18 protein-coding genes are annotated in these 17,777 nt (G+C 46.1%); all 18 read right to left on the bottom strand.

Going from position 1 to position 17,777, the window contains the following annotated elements:
- Positions 1-85: 85 nt before the first annotated feature.
- Complete coding sequence (locus tag ACFVSO_RS06445) at positions 86-781, bottom strand: ABC transporter permease (RefSeq protein WP_387471277.1); 696 nt, start codon at positions 779-781, stop codon at positions 86-88.
- A complete protein-coding gene (locus ACFVSO_RS06440; RefSeq protein ID WP_387471275.1) occupies positions 765-1,697 on the bottom strand; it encodes an ATP-binding cassette domain-containing protein in 933 nt (310 codons plus the stop codon). The genes ACFVSO_RS06445 and ACFVSO_RS06440 overlap by 17 nt, the downstream gene beginning before the upstream one ends.
- Positions 1,698-1,775: 78 nt before the next feature.
- Positions 1,776-2,747 carry a sensor histidine kinase gene (locus tag ACFVSO_RS06435; protein WP_387471273.1) on the bottom strand — a complete coding sequence of 324 codons (972 nt, stop codon included), beginning with the start codon at positions 2,745-2,747 and terminating at the stop codon, positions 1,776-1,778.
- A complete protein-coding gene (locus ACFVSO_RS06430; RefSeq protein WP_387471271.1) occupies positions 2,748-3,464 on the bottom strand; it encodes a response regulator transcription factor in 717 nt (238 codons plus the stop codon).
- A gap of 16 nt (positions 3,465-3,480) precedes the next feature.
- A complete protein-coding gene (locus ACFVSO_RS06425) occupies positions 3,481-3,891 on the bottom strand; it encodes a disulfide oxidoreductase (RefSeq protein WP_387471269.1) in 411 nt (136 codons plus the stop codon).
- Between the two features lie 10 nt (positions 3,892-3,901).
- Positions 3,902-4,588, bottom strand: a complete 687-nt coding sequence (locus tag ACFVSO_RS06420; protein WP_387471267.1) for a DsbA family protein — start codon at positions 4,586-4,588, stop codon at positions 3,902-3,904.
- A 175-nt stretch (positions 4,589-4,763) separates the two neighbouring features.
- On the bottom strand, positions 4,764-5,321 hold the full coding sequence (locus tag ACFVSO_RS06415; protein ID WP_387471265.1) for a GNAT family N-acetyltransferase: 558 nt from the start codon (positions 5,319-5,321) through the stop codon (positions 4,764-4,766).
- 138 nt (positions 5,322-5,459) lie between these two features.
- A complete protein-coding gene (cysI, locus tag ACFVSO_RS06410) occupies positions 5,460-7,199 on the bottom strand; it encodes an assimilatory sulfite reductase (NADPH) hemoprotein subunit (protein ID WP_387471263.1) in 1,740 nt (579 codons plus the stop codon).
- A gap of 59 nt (positions 7,200-7,258) precedes the next feature.
- A complete protein-coding gene (locus ACFVSO_RS06405; protein ID WP_387471671.1) occupies positions 7,259-9,130 on the bottom strand; it encodes an assimilatory sulfite reductase (NADPH) flavoprotein subunit in 1,872 nt (623 codons plus the stop codon).
- Positions 9,131-10,153: 1,023 nt separating this feature from the next.
- Positions 10,154-10,849, bottom strand: coding sequence for a polysaccharide deacetylase family protein (locus ACFVSO_RS06400; protein ID WP_387471261.1), 696 nt, complete (start codon positions 10,847-10,849; stop codon positions 10,154-10,156).
- Between the two features lie 24 nt (positions 10,850-10,873).
- Positions 10,874-12,496 carry a discoidin domain-containing protein gene (locus tag ACFVSO_RS06395; RefSeq protein ID WP_387471259.1) on the bottom strand — a complete coding sequence of 541 codons (1,623 nt, stop codon included), beginning with the start codon at positions 12,494-12,496 and terminating at the stop codon, positions 10,874-10,876.
- 33 nt (positions 12,497-12,529) lie between these two features.
- Positions 12,530-13,426 carry a glycosyltransferase gene (locus tag ACFVSO_RS06390; protein ID WP_387471257.1) on the bottom strand — a complete coding sequence of 299 codons (897 nt, stop codon included), beginning with the start codon at positions 13,424-13,426 and terminating at the stop codon, positions 12,530-12,532.
- A 37-nt stretch (positions 13,427-13,463) separates the two neighbouring features.
- The gene (locus tag ACFVSO_RS06385; RefSeq protein WP_387471255.1) at positions 13,464-13,709 is read right to left on the bottom strand and encodes an acyl carrier protein; all 246 of its coding nucleotides are present in this window, start codon (positions 13,707-13,709) and stop codon (positions 13,464-13,466) included.
- Entirely contained in the window at positions 13,706-14,713 is a 1,008-nt protein-coding gene (locus ACFVSO_RS06380; protein ID WP_387471253.1) for a cysteine peptidase family C39 domain-containing protein, read from the bottom strand. The genes ACFVSO_RS06385 and ACFVSO_RS06380 overlap by 4 nt, the downstream gene beginning before the upstream one ends.
- A 424-nt stretch (positions 14,714-15,137) precedes the next feature.
- Positions 15,138-15,386, bottom strand: coding sequence for a DUF6875 domain-containing protein (locus tag ACFVSO_RS06375; RefSeq protein ID WP_387471668.1), 249 nt, complete (start codon positions 15,384-15,386; stop codon positions 15,138-15,140).
- A gap of 256 nt (positions 15,387-15,642) precedes the next feature.
- A complete protein-coding gene (locus tag ACFVSO_RS06370; RefSeq protein WP_387471251.1) occupies positions 15,643-16,500 on the bottom strand; it encodes a sugar phosphate isomerase/epimerase family protein in 858 nt (285 codons plus the stop codon).
- The gene (locus ACFVSO_RS06365) at positions 16,497-17,468 is read right to left on the bottom strand and encodes a DUF6005 family protein (RefSeq protein ID WP_387471249.1); all 972 of its coding nucleotides are present in this window, start codon (positions 17,466-17,468) and stop codon (positions 16,497-16,499) included. Before ACFVSO_RS06365 ends, ACFVSO_RS06370 begins: the two co-directional genes overlap by 4 nt.
- Entirely contained in the window at positions 17,462-17,776 is a 315-nt protein-coding gene (locus ACFVSO_RS06360) for a phosphopantetheine-binding protein (protein ID WP_387471247.1), read from the bottom strand. The genes ACFVSO_RS06365 and ACFVSO_RS06360 overlap by 7 nt, the downstream gene beginning before the upstream one ends.
- Position 17,777 lies beyond the last annotated feature (1 nt).

Here is a 17,777-nt window from a genome sequence, read left to right as displayed (position 1 = left end):
GGCATAACAAAAGACGACCTCATAAGAGATCGTCTTTCTATTTCACGCCGCACCCATCGGCCTTGACGAATGAATACCACTCCGTCTAAGCGACATCGACCCGGTCGATATTTCGGATGCTCAGAAGCGTTAGCAGGATACCTATCGCACCCAGCGACAGCGGTATTGCAATGATCGAGCCGAGGCTGAAGCCCATATTATTGGAGCATACGACCATAACAAGCAGCACGGCTGTCACGATCGTAGACGGAACGGACTTCTTCCTCATCCCGATCGTCAAAGGAAGCAAGCTCATGCCCGCTGCTGCTATCGCATTGGTTAGGATAGAAATCCCATGATTGATCAGCAACTCAGATGTAATTGTATCCGGCACATAGCCCAAGTTGGCATTGACCGTCAGAAATATCGTGCCGATAAGAAAATTCGCAATGATAACGTTAGCCAAGGTCCATACGAATACCATTGAAAGCTTGGCTGTCAGCAGCTTCTTGCGGCTCACCGGATAAGCGAATAGAAGGGCCATCGTCTTGTTTTGGAATTCTCCGATCACGAGCTTGGACAACAGAACCGATGCATAAATAAGAAACGTAGCTCGTATAAGCGTGTCAATCAGGCCAAGCATCTCTGCATTGCTTTGGAAGATAGGCTCATTTTGTGTAGGACCCTCTACCATATAGATGAGGAGCAGGAACCCGAGAATCACACCATACGTAATGAGCGATCCCCATAGATATCCCGTCATCCTGCCTTTCTTAAACTCCAGCTTAATTAATTGCATCATGTCCGCCACCTCCTCGTGTCAATTTCAGGAAATACTCTTCCAGCGAGTGATGGCGCCGATTGATGGCGGTCACCGGAACATCGTTCAAGATTAATCCCTTGAACAGCTCCTCCTGCGTAGTCGACATCTCGTAGATGCGTACCGCCGTATTGCCTACAATCTTGTAATTGCGAATGCCCAAACGGTCATCCAGCACAAAGGCGCACAGCTTCACATCTGTCGTTGAAATTTCCACGTAATCGGTCTTGGATTTACGGATACTCTCCATGGACACTTCCTCCAGCAGGCGTCCGCGATCCAATACGCCGATTGTATCCGCAATTTGTTCAATCTCCGCAAGCATATGGCTCGAGATCAGGAGCGTCATGCCGTATTCATCGCATAGTCTTCTGAACAGCGAACGCGTCTCCTGAATACCTTCGGGGTCCAAGCCGTTGATCGGTTCGTCCAGCAGCAACAGCTCCGGGCGGGTACAGATCGCTCTGGCAATGCCGAGCCTCTGTCTCATGCCAAGCGAAAATTGCTTGACCGGCTTGCCCTCGATGCCGCGCAGTTGAACCAGCTCCAAGGCTTCCTTGATGGCTCCTGGGCGGTGATAGCCCATATATTCACAGTGCAGCTCAAGATTCTGCTCCGCGGTCAGCTTCTCATAAAAGACCGGAGCCTCAATCATATGGCCGATCCGCTTAAGCGGCTCAATCGTACCCGGCAGTAGCCGCTCGCCGAACAGCTCAATTTCCCCTCCCGTCGGCTTGACCAGATTCAGCAGCATCTTCATTAGCGTGGACTTGCCCGCTCCATTCGGCCCAAGGAAACCGTAAATTTCCCCTCTGCGAACTTTCATACTGACATTTGTAACGACGTCTGCCATGCCGTATGTTTTGCTTAGCAGCCTCGTTCGGATTAATTCCGCCATGTGTTCACTCTCCCGCTTGTTTTCGTTATGAGCTAATCTTATCGCGGGACTCTCACTTTTTTCTGTCTGAAATCTTACTTATTTCTTACTTCCCGCTCTTGCTACCGCTTGGTGTTCTGCCGCCTTCAGCGTTACGGTAAAGCTTGTGCGGATATCCGGTACGCTCTGAACCGCTATGCTGCCGCCGATGCGCTCAATCAAGCGCTTCGTAATCGTAAGGCCAAGACCGCTCCCCTGTACGTTCTTATTCCGTGAATCCTCCAGCGTATAGAGCCGCTCGAAGATTCGTTTTTGCTCGCGCGAAGGTATACCGGGTCCCCGATCCGCGACCTCAATGACGATCTGCTCGTCCCGCCGCTTGATGGACAGCCCCAAATATTTGCCGATCGCTCCATAGCGGACAGCATTCGAGAGCAGATTGTCCAGAATACGCCTCAGAGCCTCTTCATTCGCGTATACCTGAAGCGGCTCTTCCCTAATATCAATATCGACCTCATAGCCCTCGGAAGCGAGCAGATCGTAATAAGCCAAGATACGGTGACGGGCCAGCTCCCCAATATCGAGCACCGCCATTTCCATCTCCGAATCGTTCGCCTCAAGCTTGGCCAGATCAAAAAACGCATTCATAAGCGCAAGCACCTCCTGCGTCTTCTTGTAAATCTGGCCGAGCAGGCGCCGCCGCTCCTCCGGCTCCAGATTCGGACTTCGATCCAGCATCTCGGCATATCCAAGAACGACCGTAAGCGGTGTCTTCAAATCATGCGATACATTAGACAGCATGCGGCGCATCGCTTGCTCCGTCATCGCATAATCGTAGGCTGATTGGCGGGCGCGATCCAGCAAATCATTGATGGCGCGCAGCAGCTCCCGCAGCTCGCTCAGCTCCGTCATGACCTGCACTCGTTCTACAGAAGAAGCCGGACGAGCGGCAATCTCGTCCAGCTTCGACTGGATATAACGAAGATGATTCCGGGTTTCCCGGTTTTTAGAGCGCTCACGGATATACAAGATGGCGAATAAGAGCGTAAGGCCAAGCGCCAGCCACAGCATCTAGACTTCCCCCAATCGGTATCCGATTCCCCACAGCGTACGGATGTAACGAGGGGTTGAGGGATCGTCTTCAATCTTCTCCCGCAGCCGTCTCATATGGACATTAATCACGTTCTCGTCGCCGTAATAGTCATCATTCCAGACCAACTGATATAGCAGCGCCTTCGTATAAACCCGTGTCGGATGCTGGACGAACAGCTTTAAAATCTGAAATTCCTTGGCTGTCAGCTTCACATCCTCGCCCCGCTTCGTCACTGTGAAGTTATCCGGGTCGATACATAGATCGCCGCACACCAGCAGCGCCTGGCCTGCCTCTTCAGCAGTCGGGACGGAATCGGGCGCCGACACATATTGTGTCGCTCTTCGAATCGACGCGCTTACTCTAGCTGCCAGCTCCAGCAGAGAGAAAGGCTTCGCAATATAATCATCTGCGCCGAACCGCAGACCAAGTGCCTTATCCACTTCACCATCCTTCGCGGAGATGATCAGAATCGGCACCTTGCTTCGCTCACGTATGCGCTGCAGCAGATCAAGCCCGTTCACATTCGGCAGCATCAAATCCAGCAGCACCAGATCGTAGCGACCTCCGTCGAACGCCCGCAGAGCGTTGCCGCCATCATTGACGGTCGTCACATGGTAGCCTTCTTTGGATAGATAGTCGACGACCATCTCGCTAATAGACGGATCGTCTTCGATGAGCAGCAAGCTGCCGGTCATGCAGAGCGCCCCTTTCTTATTTCTTCCTGAATACGAGCAGCAGCACTGTAATAAGCGTGAATGCGATCAGTGCGAGGAACGGAATTGTAACGAATCCAAACCAGTTAATATATTGCGCGCTGCAAGGAACCCCTTGCGTGCACGGCTTGATAGCCGCAAAGCCCGGAATCTTCTGCTCCATGTAGTGGAAGGAAGAGACCAGCATGCCCAGGATGGATAGCGGCAGCACATACTTCTTAATGGAATGCTCGTCATAAAAAGCGGCGATGCCCAGCAGCAAGCTTAACGGATACATCAAGATACGCTGATACCAGCAAAGCTCGCAAGGGATAAATCCTCTAATCTCACTGAAGTACAGGCTGCCCAGCGTCGCCACAACGGCAACCAGCCAAGCGAAATATAAGACGTTGCGTCTCATCAGCTCCATGATTGACCTCCTATTTCAGCTGTTGCTCGATAACGGCCTTAATCGCCTCGTAATCGAGAGGATTTGAAAGTTTCACATCATTGACCATAATGGTCGGTGTCGCTCTTACTCCGAACTGCTTCACAAGAATTTCGTCAAGCGCAACAAGCTGCGCCGCTTCCTCCGTTGCCATCGTTGCTTTCAACGCTTCTTCATCCAGATCCGGTACAGCCGCTTTGGCTGTCTCCATCACCTTCTCCTCTGTCAGCCACAGGCTGTCATGGTCTGCGCCCGGCTGTGCGTCAAATAGCTTCTTGTGGAAATCCCAGAATTGATCCGGGTGCAGCTTCAGCATCGACTCACTTGCAAGTGCGCCCAGCTTGGACTCTTCGCCATGGAACAATACGTTGATGTAAGAGAATGTCGCTTTGCCTGTGTCGATATAGTCCGCCTTCAGCTGCGGCCAGATGATCTCTCCCCAAGCTTTGCATGTCGGACATTTGTAATCGCCGAACTCCACGATGGATACTTTGGCTGCGGCATCGCCCATCACAGGCTGTGCTACAATCGAAGGTGCACTCCCGATCGATTCATTGACGTCCCCGCTCTTGGTCTGCTGGTTGATGACAAACAACGCAACGACAACAACAATAATGACAGCCGTATATACCACAAAATAACGCGATCCGCCCGGCTTGGTTCCTTTTTTGGAAGCCATATTTTTAAAACCACCTTTTTCAACATATTAGATTGGCATGCTATCTCACCAAACAATATCATATCAAGGACTCTTCCACTATAGAGCAGAGCAGGCGAAAACGCACAATTTTGAAAACGCTGATGGCTTCAGGCAAGTGCGTGTATGCGGTCTGAACGCTTCTGCGATGGCTTTATTAGAATAGCGCATTCCGGTAGTAGATCAGATGATCTGTCCACTCGCCGTGTTCGTACAGGAACGCATTCCTCGTGCATTCCAATTGCATGCCGGCACTCTCCGCCAGCTTGACGGACAACTCATTGTCCAGGTTAATATGAGCCTCAATGCGATGAAAGTTCAAGTCGCTAAATGCGAGATGTATTGCTTCGATTACAGCTTCTCTTCCATACCCTTTCCGCCAATATTGATTGTGAATAGAATATCCGATTCTCCCCCATTGAAATTCGTCCCGCGCCAATGTCGAAAAATCGATCATGCCCAGGTGCGCACCGTCCGCTTTACGAAATAGCCCGAAGATGTACGCTTTGTCATCCAGCGCCAGTTCCTGGTGCCTGTCCACGAGCCGCTCAAACCATTCCTCCGTACATTCGCTCATATCCCTCCTCCCCTGGTCATGTTTGGATTGGGAAGGATGTCGCGCTTCAAATGCGTGAAGCCAATTGCTGTAATCCTGTTTGGCCAGTGGCCGTATCACTAGCCATTCTGTCTCCGAACGGGAATGAAATCCGTTCAACCTGTTAGCTCCTCTACAGCATCATGTATGTCTACTCTCAGTTATATCATGGCTCCCCGCATCCGACTATAAGAACGAACAAAAAAGCACAAGAGAGAAGCTTGCCTCGTCCTGTGCTTATGCTGTGCATTCGTTTCATTAGCTATGAAAATCCGTACCGGAGAGAACAGGCTTCACATAACCCGTGCGAATGACGAAATCGCCGAAGTGCTCGTTATGATCACGCTCCGCCGCATAGCGATGAAGAATCGGCTTCAGCGTATCAAGAATTTCGTTCTCGTCCACATTCTCGCGGTACAGCTTGCTAAGGCGGTCACCTGAGAAGCCGGCGCCCATGTACATATTGTATTTGCCCGGCGACTTGCCGATGAAAGCAATCTCGCCAAGCGCTGGACGCGCGCAGCCGTTGGGGCAGCCGGTCATACGGATGTTGATCTCGTTGTCACGCAGGCCGACCTCTTCCAGAATCGGCTCCAGCTTATCAACCAGAGTCGGCAGGTAGCGCTCGGCCTCCGCCATCGCCAGTCCACACGTAGGGAAAGCTACGCAGGACAGGGAGCTGCGGCGAATCGCGGAATGCTGGCCGCCATCTGTAATCCCATGTTGGCCAAGCAGCTCCATAATTTTGGCTTTCTTCGCTGTAGTGATGCCTGCAATCATCAGGTTCTGGTTCGCCGTCAGACGGAAGTCGCCCGTATGGATCTTTGCTATCTCGCGAAGTCCCGTCTTGAGCTGATAGCCCTCTTGATCGGCGATACGTCCACTCTGGACATATAGCGTCAGATTCCAGCGGCCATTCTTATCCTTCTGCCAGCCATAGCGGTCGCCACTGTTCTCGAAGTGGAACGGACGTGCCGGCTCCAGCTCCCAGCCGAGACGCTCTTGCAGCTCAGCTACAAACCAATCCAGACCGTGGCGGTCGATTGTATATTTGAAACGAGCGTATTTCCGAACGGAACGGTTGCCATAATCGCGCTGGATCGTCACCGTCTTCTCCGCGATATCATTGACTTGCTCCGGCCTGATAAAGCCGATCACACGACCAAGCTGCGGATACGTATTGGTATCGCCATGCGTCATGCCCATGCCGCCGCCGACCGTAACGTTGAATCCAACCAGCTTGCCCTTCTCTACGATAGCGATATAGCCCAAATCCTGCGAATAGACGTCTACGTCGTTGGAAGGCGGCACTGCAATGCCGATCTTAAACTTGCGCGGCAGATAGACCGGCCCGTAGATTGGCTCTACCGGGTCTGCTCCTTCGACCTTCAGCAGCTCCGTGCTGTCAATCAGCTTCTCGCCTTCCAGCCAAATCTCATGGTAAGCCGGTGTGCGAGGCGCCAGATGCGTCGTAATCTGCTGCGCCCAGTAGAAGACGTCGGAATGCACCTGGGATTGCTCCGGGTTCGGGTTGCACATGACGTTACGGTTGACGTCGCCGCATGCGGCAAGTGTCGTCAGCAGCGTATCGTTAATGCTTTTGATCGTATCCTTCAGGTTCCACTTCAATACGCCATGAAGCTGGAATGCTTGTCTGGTCGTCAATTTGATGCTGCCGCTGCCGTACTTCTCGGCTAGCTCGTCAATGACGAGCCATTGCTCCGGCGTCGAGACGCCGCCCGGTGTTACGACGCGAAGCATGAATTGGAACGAAGGCTCCAGCTTCTGCTTCTGGCGCTCATTACGCACATCGCGGTCATCCTGCATGTAGCTGCCGTGGAATTTCAACAGGCGGTTATCCAGCTCGGAGAGCCCGCCTGTAATCCGGTTTTGCAGCGATTCCACAAGTGAACCGCGCAAATAGTTGCTTTCCTTCTTCAAATGCTCAACGTCGCTCGGCGGTCCGCCGACCGGTTCTACTTTATGTCCCTTTGTCATTGCTGCAGGCTCCTTTCACCGTTGCGCTTCAAGCGCACGCGCTAGCTCTATCGAATCGATTAATATACGTCACGTTGGTAGCGCTGCTGCGCCTGCAATTCGGCCAGATAGGCTTTCGCCGCCTCGGCGTCCAGTCCGCCTTGCTGCTCAAGAATGGTCAGTAGCGCGTTATGCACATCATGCGCCATATGCTTCTCATCGCCGCACACATACACATGCGCGCCTTCTTGCAGCCAAGCGTACAGCTCTGCCGCCTGCTGCAACATCCGGTGCTGTACGTACACTTTCTCCTTGGAGTCGCGGGAGAACGCCACATCCAGCTTCGTCAGCACGCCGTCATTCAGCATGCGCTGCCAGTCAGTCTGATACAGGAAGTCCGTCACGAAATGGCGGTCTCCATAGAACAGCCATGTCTTGCCTTCCGAGCCAAGCTCTTCTCTCTCTTCCATGAATGCGCGGAAAGGAGCGACGCCTGTACCCGGACCGACCATAATAATCGGCGTCTCCGGATTGGCAGGAAGCTTAAAGTTCGGGTTGTGCTGAATAAATATCGGCAGCGAGTCGCCTTCTGTCAGACGCTCCGACACCTGCACGGAGCATACGCCTCCACGAGCGCGCCCATGCGCTTCGTATTCCACCTTGCGAATCGTCAGATGCACTTCGTCTTCATTCGCTTTGTTGCTGCTCGCGATGGAATAGAGACGCGGCGGCATTTTGCGAAGGATGGAAACTAAATTCGCGGCTGTCAGCCTCCAAGGACCGAAATCCTGGAGCAGATCGAGCAAGTCGCGTCCGTTCGTATAAGCTTTCAGCTCCGCTTTTTTCTCAGGCAAGATCAGTTCAGCCAATTGCGGGTTATCCGTAAAAGCTGCAGCCTTCTCCAGCAGCGGCTTCGTCAGCACCGTAATCTCGAACTGGCGAAGAAGCGCGGAACGAAGAGTGCCTTCGTCGCCGTATTTCCCTGGCACGACAACCTCGGAAGGTGACCAGTTCATTGCAGCAATAATCGCATCGACAAGAACCGGATCGTTCTCCGGGTAGATGCCTACGCAATCGCCCGGCTCATAGGAGAGGCCGGAGCCTTCCAGCGACAACTCCAGATGGCGTGTCTCCCGGTCCGAGCCGCGGCCATTCAGATTAATGGTCGTCAGCACCTCAGACTTGAACGGATTGGATCGCGAATAATCGGATTCTGCTGATGCTGTTGCAGAGGCTACAGCCAGAGCGCCAGTTGTTGCTGCCGCAGCTCCCGTTCCGGTTGCGGCGTCAAGCGCGCCGATAACGCTTGCCATCCACTCGTTGGCAGGCGCTTCAAAGTCGAGATCGCAGTCTACGCGGTCAGCCAGACGCTCTGCGCCAAGCTCGGCCAGGCGTTCGTCAAAATCAATGCCCGTTTTGCAGAAGAATTCATACGATGTATCGCCTAGTGCCAGCACGGAGAACTTCAGTCCGTCCAGCTTCGGCGCGCGCTTGGAATATAGGAATTCGTGGAATGTCAGAGCATTATCCGGCGGATCGCCTTCCCCATGCGTGCTTGCCACGATAAACAAATGCGCCGTCTTCTTCAGACCGTTCGTTTTGTAGGTACTCATGGCAGACAGAGTCACTTCAAAACCTTGCCCCTTCAGCTTATCTGCCAGCTTGCCGGCCAGACGCTGTGAGTTGCCCGTCTGCGAACCAAACAAAATCGTCGCTTCGCGCGGAGCTGCCAGTACGTTTGCAACAGCTTGCACTGCTTGCGCCGCTTGCTCCAATGCTGGCGCAATGAGTTGCGCGCTAGCCGCGGTTTCGGCCGATGCCGCACCCGCCCGATAAAATGTCAAAAACCCGCCGAGCCATTGTGTTTGCGCCTCCGTCAACGTCGGCAGGAGCTTGTTAAGCAGTTCGGCCTGCTCCTCCGTAAACGGACTGTTCGTCACCTTCAGTTGCAACAACATCCACCTCGCATCAAATCTCATTCATCATCAATTCATGGTTCACGTTCGTTCATTTTCAGGCTAATCCCAAGTATATCACTATGATTTTATTTTCTGCTCTAAACCTACCACAGACTTACATATATGGTCAACGAAATCCGTCGCATTCCCTCTATAAGAAGTTTTGAATTTAAAGTGGGGGTTTGCTTATAGGTTAAAAATGGTTGTGTTTTAGGCATTACGAATAATTATAAATTTAGAAGACAAAAAAAGTTCGTCAGACAGATGCTCTGGCGAACCTAATTTATTACTTTCATGAAGACGTACACTATACAGTAGATGGGACTAGCATTTAGGAAATACTTCCACGGCACTTCTTTCTTTCTCAAATAGAGACGCATACAAATCGCACTTTGAAAGAATTTCATGATGCTTGCCAAATTCGACGACAGTTCCTTCATAAAAATCGCTCACCGTACCCAGGAAACCATCACCAACCAGCATTTAAAGAAACACATTAGCTGCCCCTATCCCGCTCTTCTGAACCAGTCGATAAAACGCTTTACAATTTGCTAGCAACTCCTCGTAACTTCCTTTCTCAACATTAGAACCTTCATGAATAAACACAATTCTATCGAAATCTTTGACGATAGATAACCGAAGCGCCACTTTCAATAAACATTCGTGCAATAGCAATTGTTTATTTTTATCCTCCCAATAACATTATGCCCCGCTCTCCATCCGAAAACTGTAAAATAAATTCATGCGCATACGCAGATTTGACAGCAGCGATCACATCATATTCTGACGCTCCAGGATTTCTGAATAAAATATTTCAAATATAGGAAAGAATATCGTTGTCCAATAATCGCATTTTTAAATCTGCTTTTTCATCGTTTTACTATCTATTTTTAAGAGGAATAAAACTGAGTGCTTTTTTCGCAAGCAACTCTCTTAATAAATCATCGTTGGGTTAATGAAAAGTGGCCGCTCATACATCCTTTGTAACTTTAATGACTTTTCCCTTACATGTAATTTTTATGGGTTTTCATGTACCTTTATCAAGTCACTAATTGTAATAAGCTTATAACCCATCCCCTTTAATAAGGGTATGACTTTTTTTGTAGCCTCAACCGTTTGATCCCTATTGCCGCCGGCATCATGCATGAGCACAATCGAACCATTTTTGGCCTTGTTCAAAACCTCTTCAACCATTTTTTCAGTGCCAGGCAACTTCCAATCATCAACCTGTATTTCTCTGGACCATAAAACAAACTTATAATCTAGAGCCATTACTTTTTCTACAATTTCATTAGCAAAGATGCCATAAGGAGGTCTAAACAAGTTGCAACGATAATTCACGCTTTTTTGAATCGCTTCTTCTCCTGCAAGGATTTCCTGTTCGATTTCTGTTAAATCAAGTGTAGTTAATGTAGGATGTGAGTAGGTATGATTTCCGATTTCATGATTCTCACTTAAAATCCTTTGAACGATGGAAGGATACTGCTCTGCGAATTTTCCGAAAAGAAAAAATGTAGCTTGCGCCTGATTTTCCTTTAGTATGTCGAGTATTTGCGGGGTATATTCTGGATGAGGACCATCATCAAAAGTAAGGCAAATGTACTTATCTTCTGTATTAAAAAGAGGTACATCCTGGATAATTTTTTCGTCTTGAAAACCTGTAAATTCCTCTTTTTCACATAACTCAATATAATCATATATTAAAGTATACATCTATGCCCCCCTAATATATTTATATTATGCATAAACGGATAGATTCCAAATCGAATAACCGAATGCTGTAGCTTTTTCTTCGCATGTTATTCTGATGTATCTGCCACAGCCTGCTAAACCAGTAATCTCTTCTATTCCGCCTTTCCCGAGTTCATTTTCATATAGATTTGTCCACATAGTAGTGTTGCCAGACACTTGAATTTTGTATCTTGTAGCATACGCATGTTCCCAATTAATAGTAACCGCAGAAAAATTCATTTCTTTTCCAAGATCAATATAAACCCAGGAAACTTCTTCAGAGTGAAGACTTCCCCATCTTGTATTATTTTTTCCATCTACTACGTTATCGCCGGAACGCAACATAGATTCCTCCGAAGAAGTGACTACACCTTTATATAAGGCAAAATCGCTGTTATCAATTGAAGTATCAATAACAATGTGATTTACCAGGCTCATTTCACTGCGGTTTCCAAATATATCTACCGCTTTAAGAGAGATAGCATAAGAATGATTTGGTTCAATGTCGGTTATATTAAACTGTAATTGACGGCTCGTTCCTATTGCTTCACCGTCTTTATAGATCTCATAAGAAGTAACCCATATGTGTCCAGGGGATTCGTCCCATTTGATTTTCATATTAGTACTATTAAACTTATCCAATAATGGTTTACTCGGAGGATCAATCTTTAAGTCCGAAGTTATTCGGTATAGTTCTTCATCGTTTTTTTTCAGGTTGCTTTTCAATAGGAATATCGCTTCATGTTCCATTTTTTTAATTTTATTTATAGTTTGAACGATTTTTTTCTGATCATATTTCTGTCTCATTAAACCTATTGAGATCATTATCTTTAGTTTCTCAACATTTTCAGAAATAGTCATAAACAGTTTATAATAAACTTCGTTCCATTCGAATTTTTTCAAGGCATTAGCAAATAGATACCTTGAACCTGCGATGATACTTAATGCGTCATCAATGTATTGAAAGTCTTCTTTAAGATTGTTGTGCGTTTTTTCGCACAATAAAAAAACATCCTTTAAATATTCAAAAAACACTAACTTGTCATGATAATTGCAGATATAAGCTTTAAGTTTACGCTCTAATATCCCCGTATCCAAATGTCCAATGGAAAACTCAAAATATAATAAACCTCTTACTTCTTCGGGAATATCATCACACATTCTTGCAAGATCATTAAATTTATAGAAAACCTCAGAGAAAAAAGGAATGTCTCGAATTTGGTATAATCCGTCCTTTTCCGAATAACTCTCCACCATAATCGAATGCTTAGATTCCTGATCAAGATTTGGATTATGTGTGACCTCAGAGGCTTTAACCCATAAAAAAACGGGCACGTTCCTCTCCAGCAGCTCCTGAACAATATTTTTAATATCTATAAGTTTCTTAAATGGAATTCTAATCGGATTAATACCCAAATCATTCATTTCTGATTCTATTAGCACATTAGATTTATATTTCCATTTGCGTTTTTTCAATTCAATGATTTCAGAAAGCACCTTATCGGTGCTTTCTAACACTTCATAATAGTAAAACTCGAGAGGGAGGCTGATACTATGGAAATAGTTCGCTATTTGAATTATTCTGCAGTTTAAGTAATTTAAAGAAGAGTTCTTAAAAACCATTTCCATATCCACCACTCCTTTCTCTTTAGCAGCTAAAACTCATTGCGGGTGGTTTATGGTTGCTGCTTCATCCATCAATATTTTATTCAGCTCAACATCATCGTTTGTTTGTGTCCATAAATATACTGCTCTCGTCGGATACTTTCGATACAAATATTCTTTTTTCTCATCAACATGACGATCCGCTTTATCACTTTCATTCGCAAAGTCAAATTCTTTTTTATGAGGGTAGTGAATGCTCATTGCATTTCTAGCCAAAACAAATTTTGCTCCATATTTTTGCAATGCCAGTCCTATATCTATGTCTTCTCCCCCCCAGGTCGTGAAGCTTTCATCAAACATTCCAATATCAATCAATGATTTCCTGCTCATTGACACATGGCATGTCCAAAATAGTACAAATGGGGCAGGCAAGTGATCAATGTCATCCGAAAATTCCTTATAAAACTTTTCTCTTACATCTCCAACTCCTATTTCACCTAATATTTGGATCGCATTCTCAACCGTATTGTTTTCTACAATTTTTTTGATTGCATCTTCATTGCTTTCAAAAACATCAAACCCATAAACATAGCCTACAATCGCACAAGGGCGACTGGATTCATTATGAATTCTCATATGTTCGTTCAAAACATCTTTATGCAAAATGATTCCATTATCAATAAAAAGGCATACATCGCCAGTTGCTTTCTTAATCCCCATATTCCTTGCAGCGGCAGCTCTAAATCCTTTGTCTTCTTGATATTCATAATAAATATTTAAATCATTCTCATATTCTTTTACTATTGAATATGTATCCTCAGCCGAACCATCATCACATACCAGAACTTCATAACAGGCTTTATCCAATTCTTGCTTTACTAAAGACTCTAGCGTATATTTCAATCCCACAAGTCTATTATAAGTAGGAATGATCACTGAAATAGCAGGCTTCATCTTTAACCCTCCATGAATATGAGTATACGGAATATTACTAATTAGAATATTTGCTTTTCGAGAATTCTACTATTTTATTAAATGTAGTTAAATCGGCAAATAAAATATCCGTATCATCAATTTTAAAGCCAAAGTCTCTTGCTATATGATTTAATATTTGAATATAGGAAATCGAATCAATACCCATAACATCATCAATCAGTGCTTCTTCATCGGACTCCGTGATGTTCACTCCATAATTCAAAAATATACTTTTGACTCGCTCGCATATTTCTTCGCTCATATTCTCACTTCCTTATTTTCTTTCAATAAAGTTAACCATATTTCTCTTTCTATGCTTAACATTTCATTAGCTTTGCTTCTGATTAAATCTATATTGATTTCTTTCGTGTCAGATACCATACTATTTATAAATACTTGTTTAATCGTTTTCCATCCTCTTTGCAGTTTTGTTAATTGTGTTTTCATATTTTCAAATGTTGTGTTATTGATTAACTCCAATTCAACAAGCCTTTTTAATAAAAAACCGTTTCCAATATGTCTATTTTCTATGATGTTAATCCCTATTAAAGAAATACTAATATATTCATTGATGTCGTCCTTCTTGTCTTCATTAAAATTCCACAAAGCATTGAAAGAATATACAGATAATTCCTCCACTATTCTTTCTGCGTGACTCATTACTTCAGTTATATTTATTTTGTAAGGAGCGATGTTGTCGCGAATACAATAAACATATGCATGCGGAGTTGCCGGGTCAGGATCGATCATTGCATTTGAATGATTAAAAGCCTTAATCAACCTTTCCTCGGGAATTACATGCACTCCATATCCATCAATATCATCATCCAAAATAAAATACTCTTTTTTTTCTGTATCATAACCGTTTATTATCGAATAATGACTCATATGGAAACGGTTCCAAGCGATATTTTTGGGTAACCAATAAAAAAGATCTATATGTAGCTTAACTATTTTTTGTTCTGAAATTATCTTTTGCAGTTCTGCTGTAAAGTTTTGAGTATCTTCAAAAAAAACGGGTAATTCCGTTTCAATAATTTCACTCAGCACAAAGTCTTCCCACTTATCGGCGTAATTCAATACTTCAATCGTCGGGCTAATAAACTCTAAATCAATAGCAGCCCCCCAACTACTGTATGAATAATTATTGATGTACGCCGCATCAGCGTAACTATTATGCCTGGTAGTAGCGATTGAATAGGCGGAATTTAATATGCAATTCATCCAAAACTCATTGAAAGGTACTATTTTATTTATGAAACTCAAATTAGAACCACCTTTCGAATAATGTTCACAGCAAAATAAACCCTAGAAAATGTAAACAACCTAAATTATGTATGTAATAGATAATTAGGATTAAAAAAATAATTTAATGAAAAAAAGACTTTTTTTATATTAAACATTATACATCATTGATTGGAAATTTATCAACTATGGATTTACCACGAAAACCCAAACCCTGAGTTTATTAAATGAAGACATAATTTAAAACTATACGTTACTTGTATATCCATTTGAAATAAATTCAATTAGTTAATATATAATGGAATGAATTGATTTCATATATTTGTGTAAAATGATGAACTTCATAAAAAATTAGCCATGAAGGAAATACTTATCTAGAAAAGTTGCTTAGACCATTCCAGAGGAGAGTATCTATTCATGGATCAGTATTAGGTTACACTTTTCTTTATATTGTCTCTAAACTAATTTCAACGTTGGTACATGTTTCCTCAGTATTGCTCGGAAGGACAAGTAACAAGGCATGATATAAAGGATTCCGTTTCCTTCGGAGAGAAGGATAAAAACATATTCTCAAAATAATGAATAGTGAATCTGATTCACTTTCTCTAATTGCTAGATTGCCCATTGGACAAATTGCTCCTGAACGACCAATCTCAGGATGAGTTTTTGCAATTACTTGAGTCGTCCATTCCATGCATGCGTATAACGGAGTATAGTTATAGTTTTCAGAGTTTTGTTGATTAGTAGCTCTGAGAAGATTAAATTTTCTAAAGCTCAATTTCACGAAAATCCTATGTTGATTTTCAATGCATCTCTAGTTCAAGGCTAAAAAAAGCGCCCCCCTTACCAGCAGCTTGTAGCGCCGTCAGATTAAAGGTTGATGATAAGTAAAGGCTGAACGAAAAATGCCTAATTGCATTCCAGCAACCAGGCATTTTTCATTCAGCCTTTTATATTGAATTGCGCAAATTCCCCGCCAAGCTATACCGCTGCTTATGCAGCCAATCGATATCCTCGGCCAGCGCGCTTAGCGGCGAGGGGCCGAACCATTCCAGCGAAGCGTAGCAGTCGAGATGGGAGGCTTCCTCCAGCAGCTTCCGGTAGTCGAGGAAACCCTGGTGCAGCAGCACCATGCCCTCCCGGTCGCCGGAGGCCGAGTAGATGTTGCCAGGGTTGAACAAGCCGACTTGGCTAGGCGATGCGATGTTCTTGAAGTGGAAGTGATCGATCCACGGCTCCAGCACATGCAGCATATGCAGCAGGTCGCCGCCGTATTCCCATACATGAAGCACGTCAAAGTTGAGCCGTAGCGAGTCCTGGCCGATATCCGACAGCAGCGTCAGTGTAGAATCCAGATCATCGGCCAGTGTGCCAGGATGCGTCTCGACAACCAACTGCACGCCCTCTTCCCCGCACATGCGGCACAGCTTTCTTAGCCGCTCCGTATAGGCATCCCGCTCCGCAATCGTCACGCTGCGGCTCGATTTGTTCCCGGCAAAGGTCCGTATTCGCGGTGTGCCAAGCCAGTGCGCCAGCCGGATCAGCTGTTCGCACTTTCGCTCCGACCGGGCGAAGCTCTCCTCCGAATCGATATCCAAATAATCGCTGAGCATCGACACAGCCAGATCGTCTCCCGCCATGCCATGCAGCAGCTCCTGCGTCTCCTTGCGCTCATGCTCATACAGACCCATCGCATGTACGCCCCATATCTCGATGCCTTCGAATTGCTTCTTTCTCATAAACCGGAGCAGCTCGGCGAAGGAAATCAGCTGATGCCGGAACGAGATCGTACAGAAGGAATACTTCATGGCATCGCCTCCCACAGGCTGTACAACCGGTACAGCTCGTGTTTGATTTCCTTCTCTAACTTATCCATCTCCTCAAGCTTTCTCAGAATGGAAGGCAGTTGACTGCCGTTGCCGATCATCGCAAACTTCATGCCTTGATACTGAACGTTATGGAAGCCGCGTACTAGCAACTCCACCTTATCCGTATAGGCTTCGAAACTCTCGTCGCTCGAACCTGTTTCTTCAATAAAGTACATGAGCGCATGCTCGTAGCTGTACTTGCGTATCGCCAGCACGGGCAATTGCTTGACCGCCTTCTCTACCATATCCACTGTAAATCCAGTTTCACCCCTGCCGATAGCCGCTAGCCGATTCCGCAGCGTATCCGTCAGCTCGTTCTCCCAGCGGAATACATTCTGGAAATAAGCTGCGACTGCCTCGCGCGTCGGCTCCATAATGCGCTCCGAATCAACGTAGAAGCCGCCTCCGAACGGATTCTCCAAGAAAGCTTGGATGACTCTCTCCTTCTGAACAATGCCCTGCCATCTGAAGTCGGCATCGATCATTTGCCACTCGTCCTCGCGCTCCGTTTTGGCCAGAATGAGGAAATGCGGGAACGGCTTTTGATGAAATTTGTTCTCGCGCTCCGGCATGAGAGATAGATCAATCTGCGCGATCACATAGTGATCGGGCGGACAGTTTTCGATCAGTTCCAGCATGCGCTCCAAATTAACTTCTCTGGGCAAAGCCGCATCGTACCATTCATGGACAGGGGCTCCGAACAGCTTTTCATACCATTGGAAGTAATGGCTGTGATCAAGATCATGCTGATAATACGTGATTTGCCCGTCATCTGTGACATCGAATGGAGCATCCCATAAGCCTATATAAAACGGGCGGTAATCATAATCGCTTCGCTCGCGAATCACCTCGCACAAACAGCTGACGATACAATGAACCTTAATGCTGACTTCTTCTTTGATCACCATGCGCGGTTCACCATCTCTACAGGCTGCTCCTCATCAGGCGCTTCCTCCGGATAAGGCTCCAGACTTTGCATGAAATCCAGCAACGAACCGACTGTAGCGAATGTTCTGGGATCGACCTGATCATCCGGCACTTGCAGCTTAAGCTCCACCTCAAGAAATACAATTAATTGCACAATCATAATGGAATCAACAGCCAAATCTTCATTCAATCTTAGTCCGTCATGCAGCTCATCGACGTTTATTTTAAACTTATGGCGTATGAGCCCTTGCAGCTCGCTCTTCAAAGCTTCCCGTGTACGTTTCGTCATT

It is taken from the genome of Paenibacillus sp. NPDC057967, assembly GCF_042887015.1.
GTDB lineage: Bacteria > Bacillota > Bacilli > Paenibacillales > Paenibacillaceae > Pristimantibacillus.
Note: the sequence above shows the minus strand (reverse complement) of the source record. Positions and strands in the feature narration are given on the sequence as shown.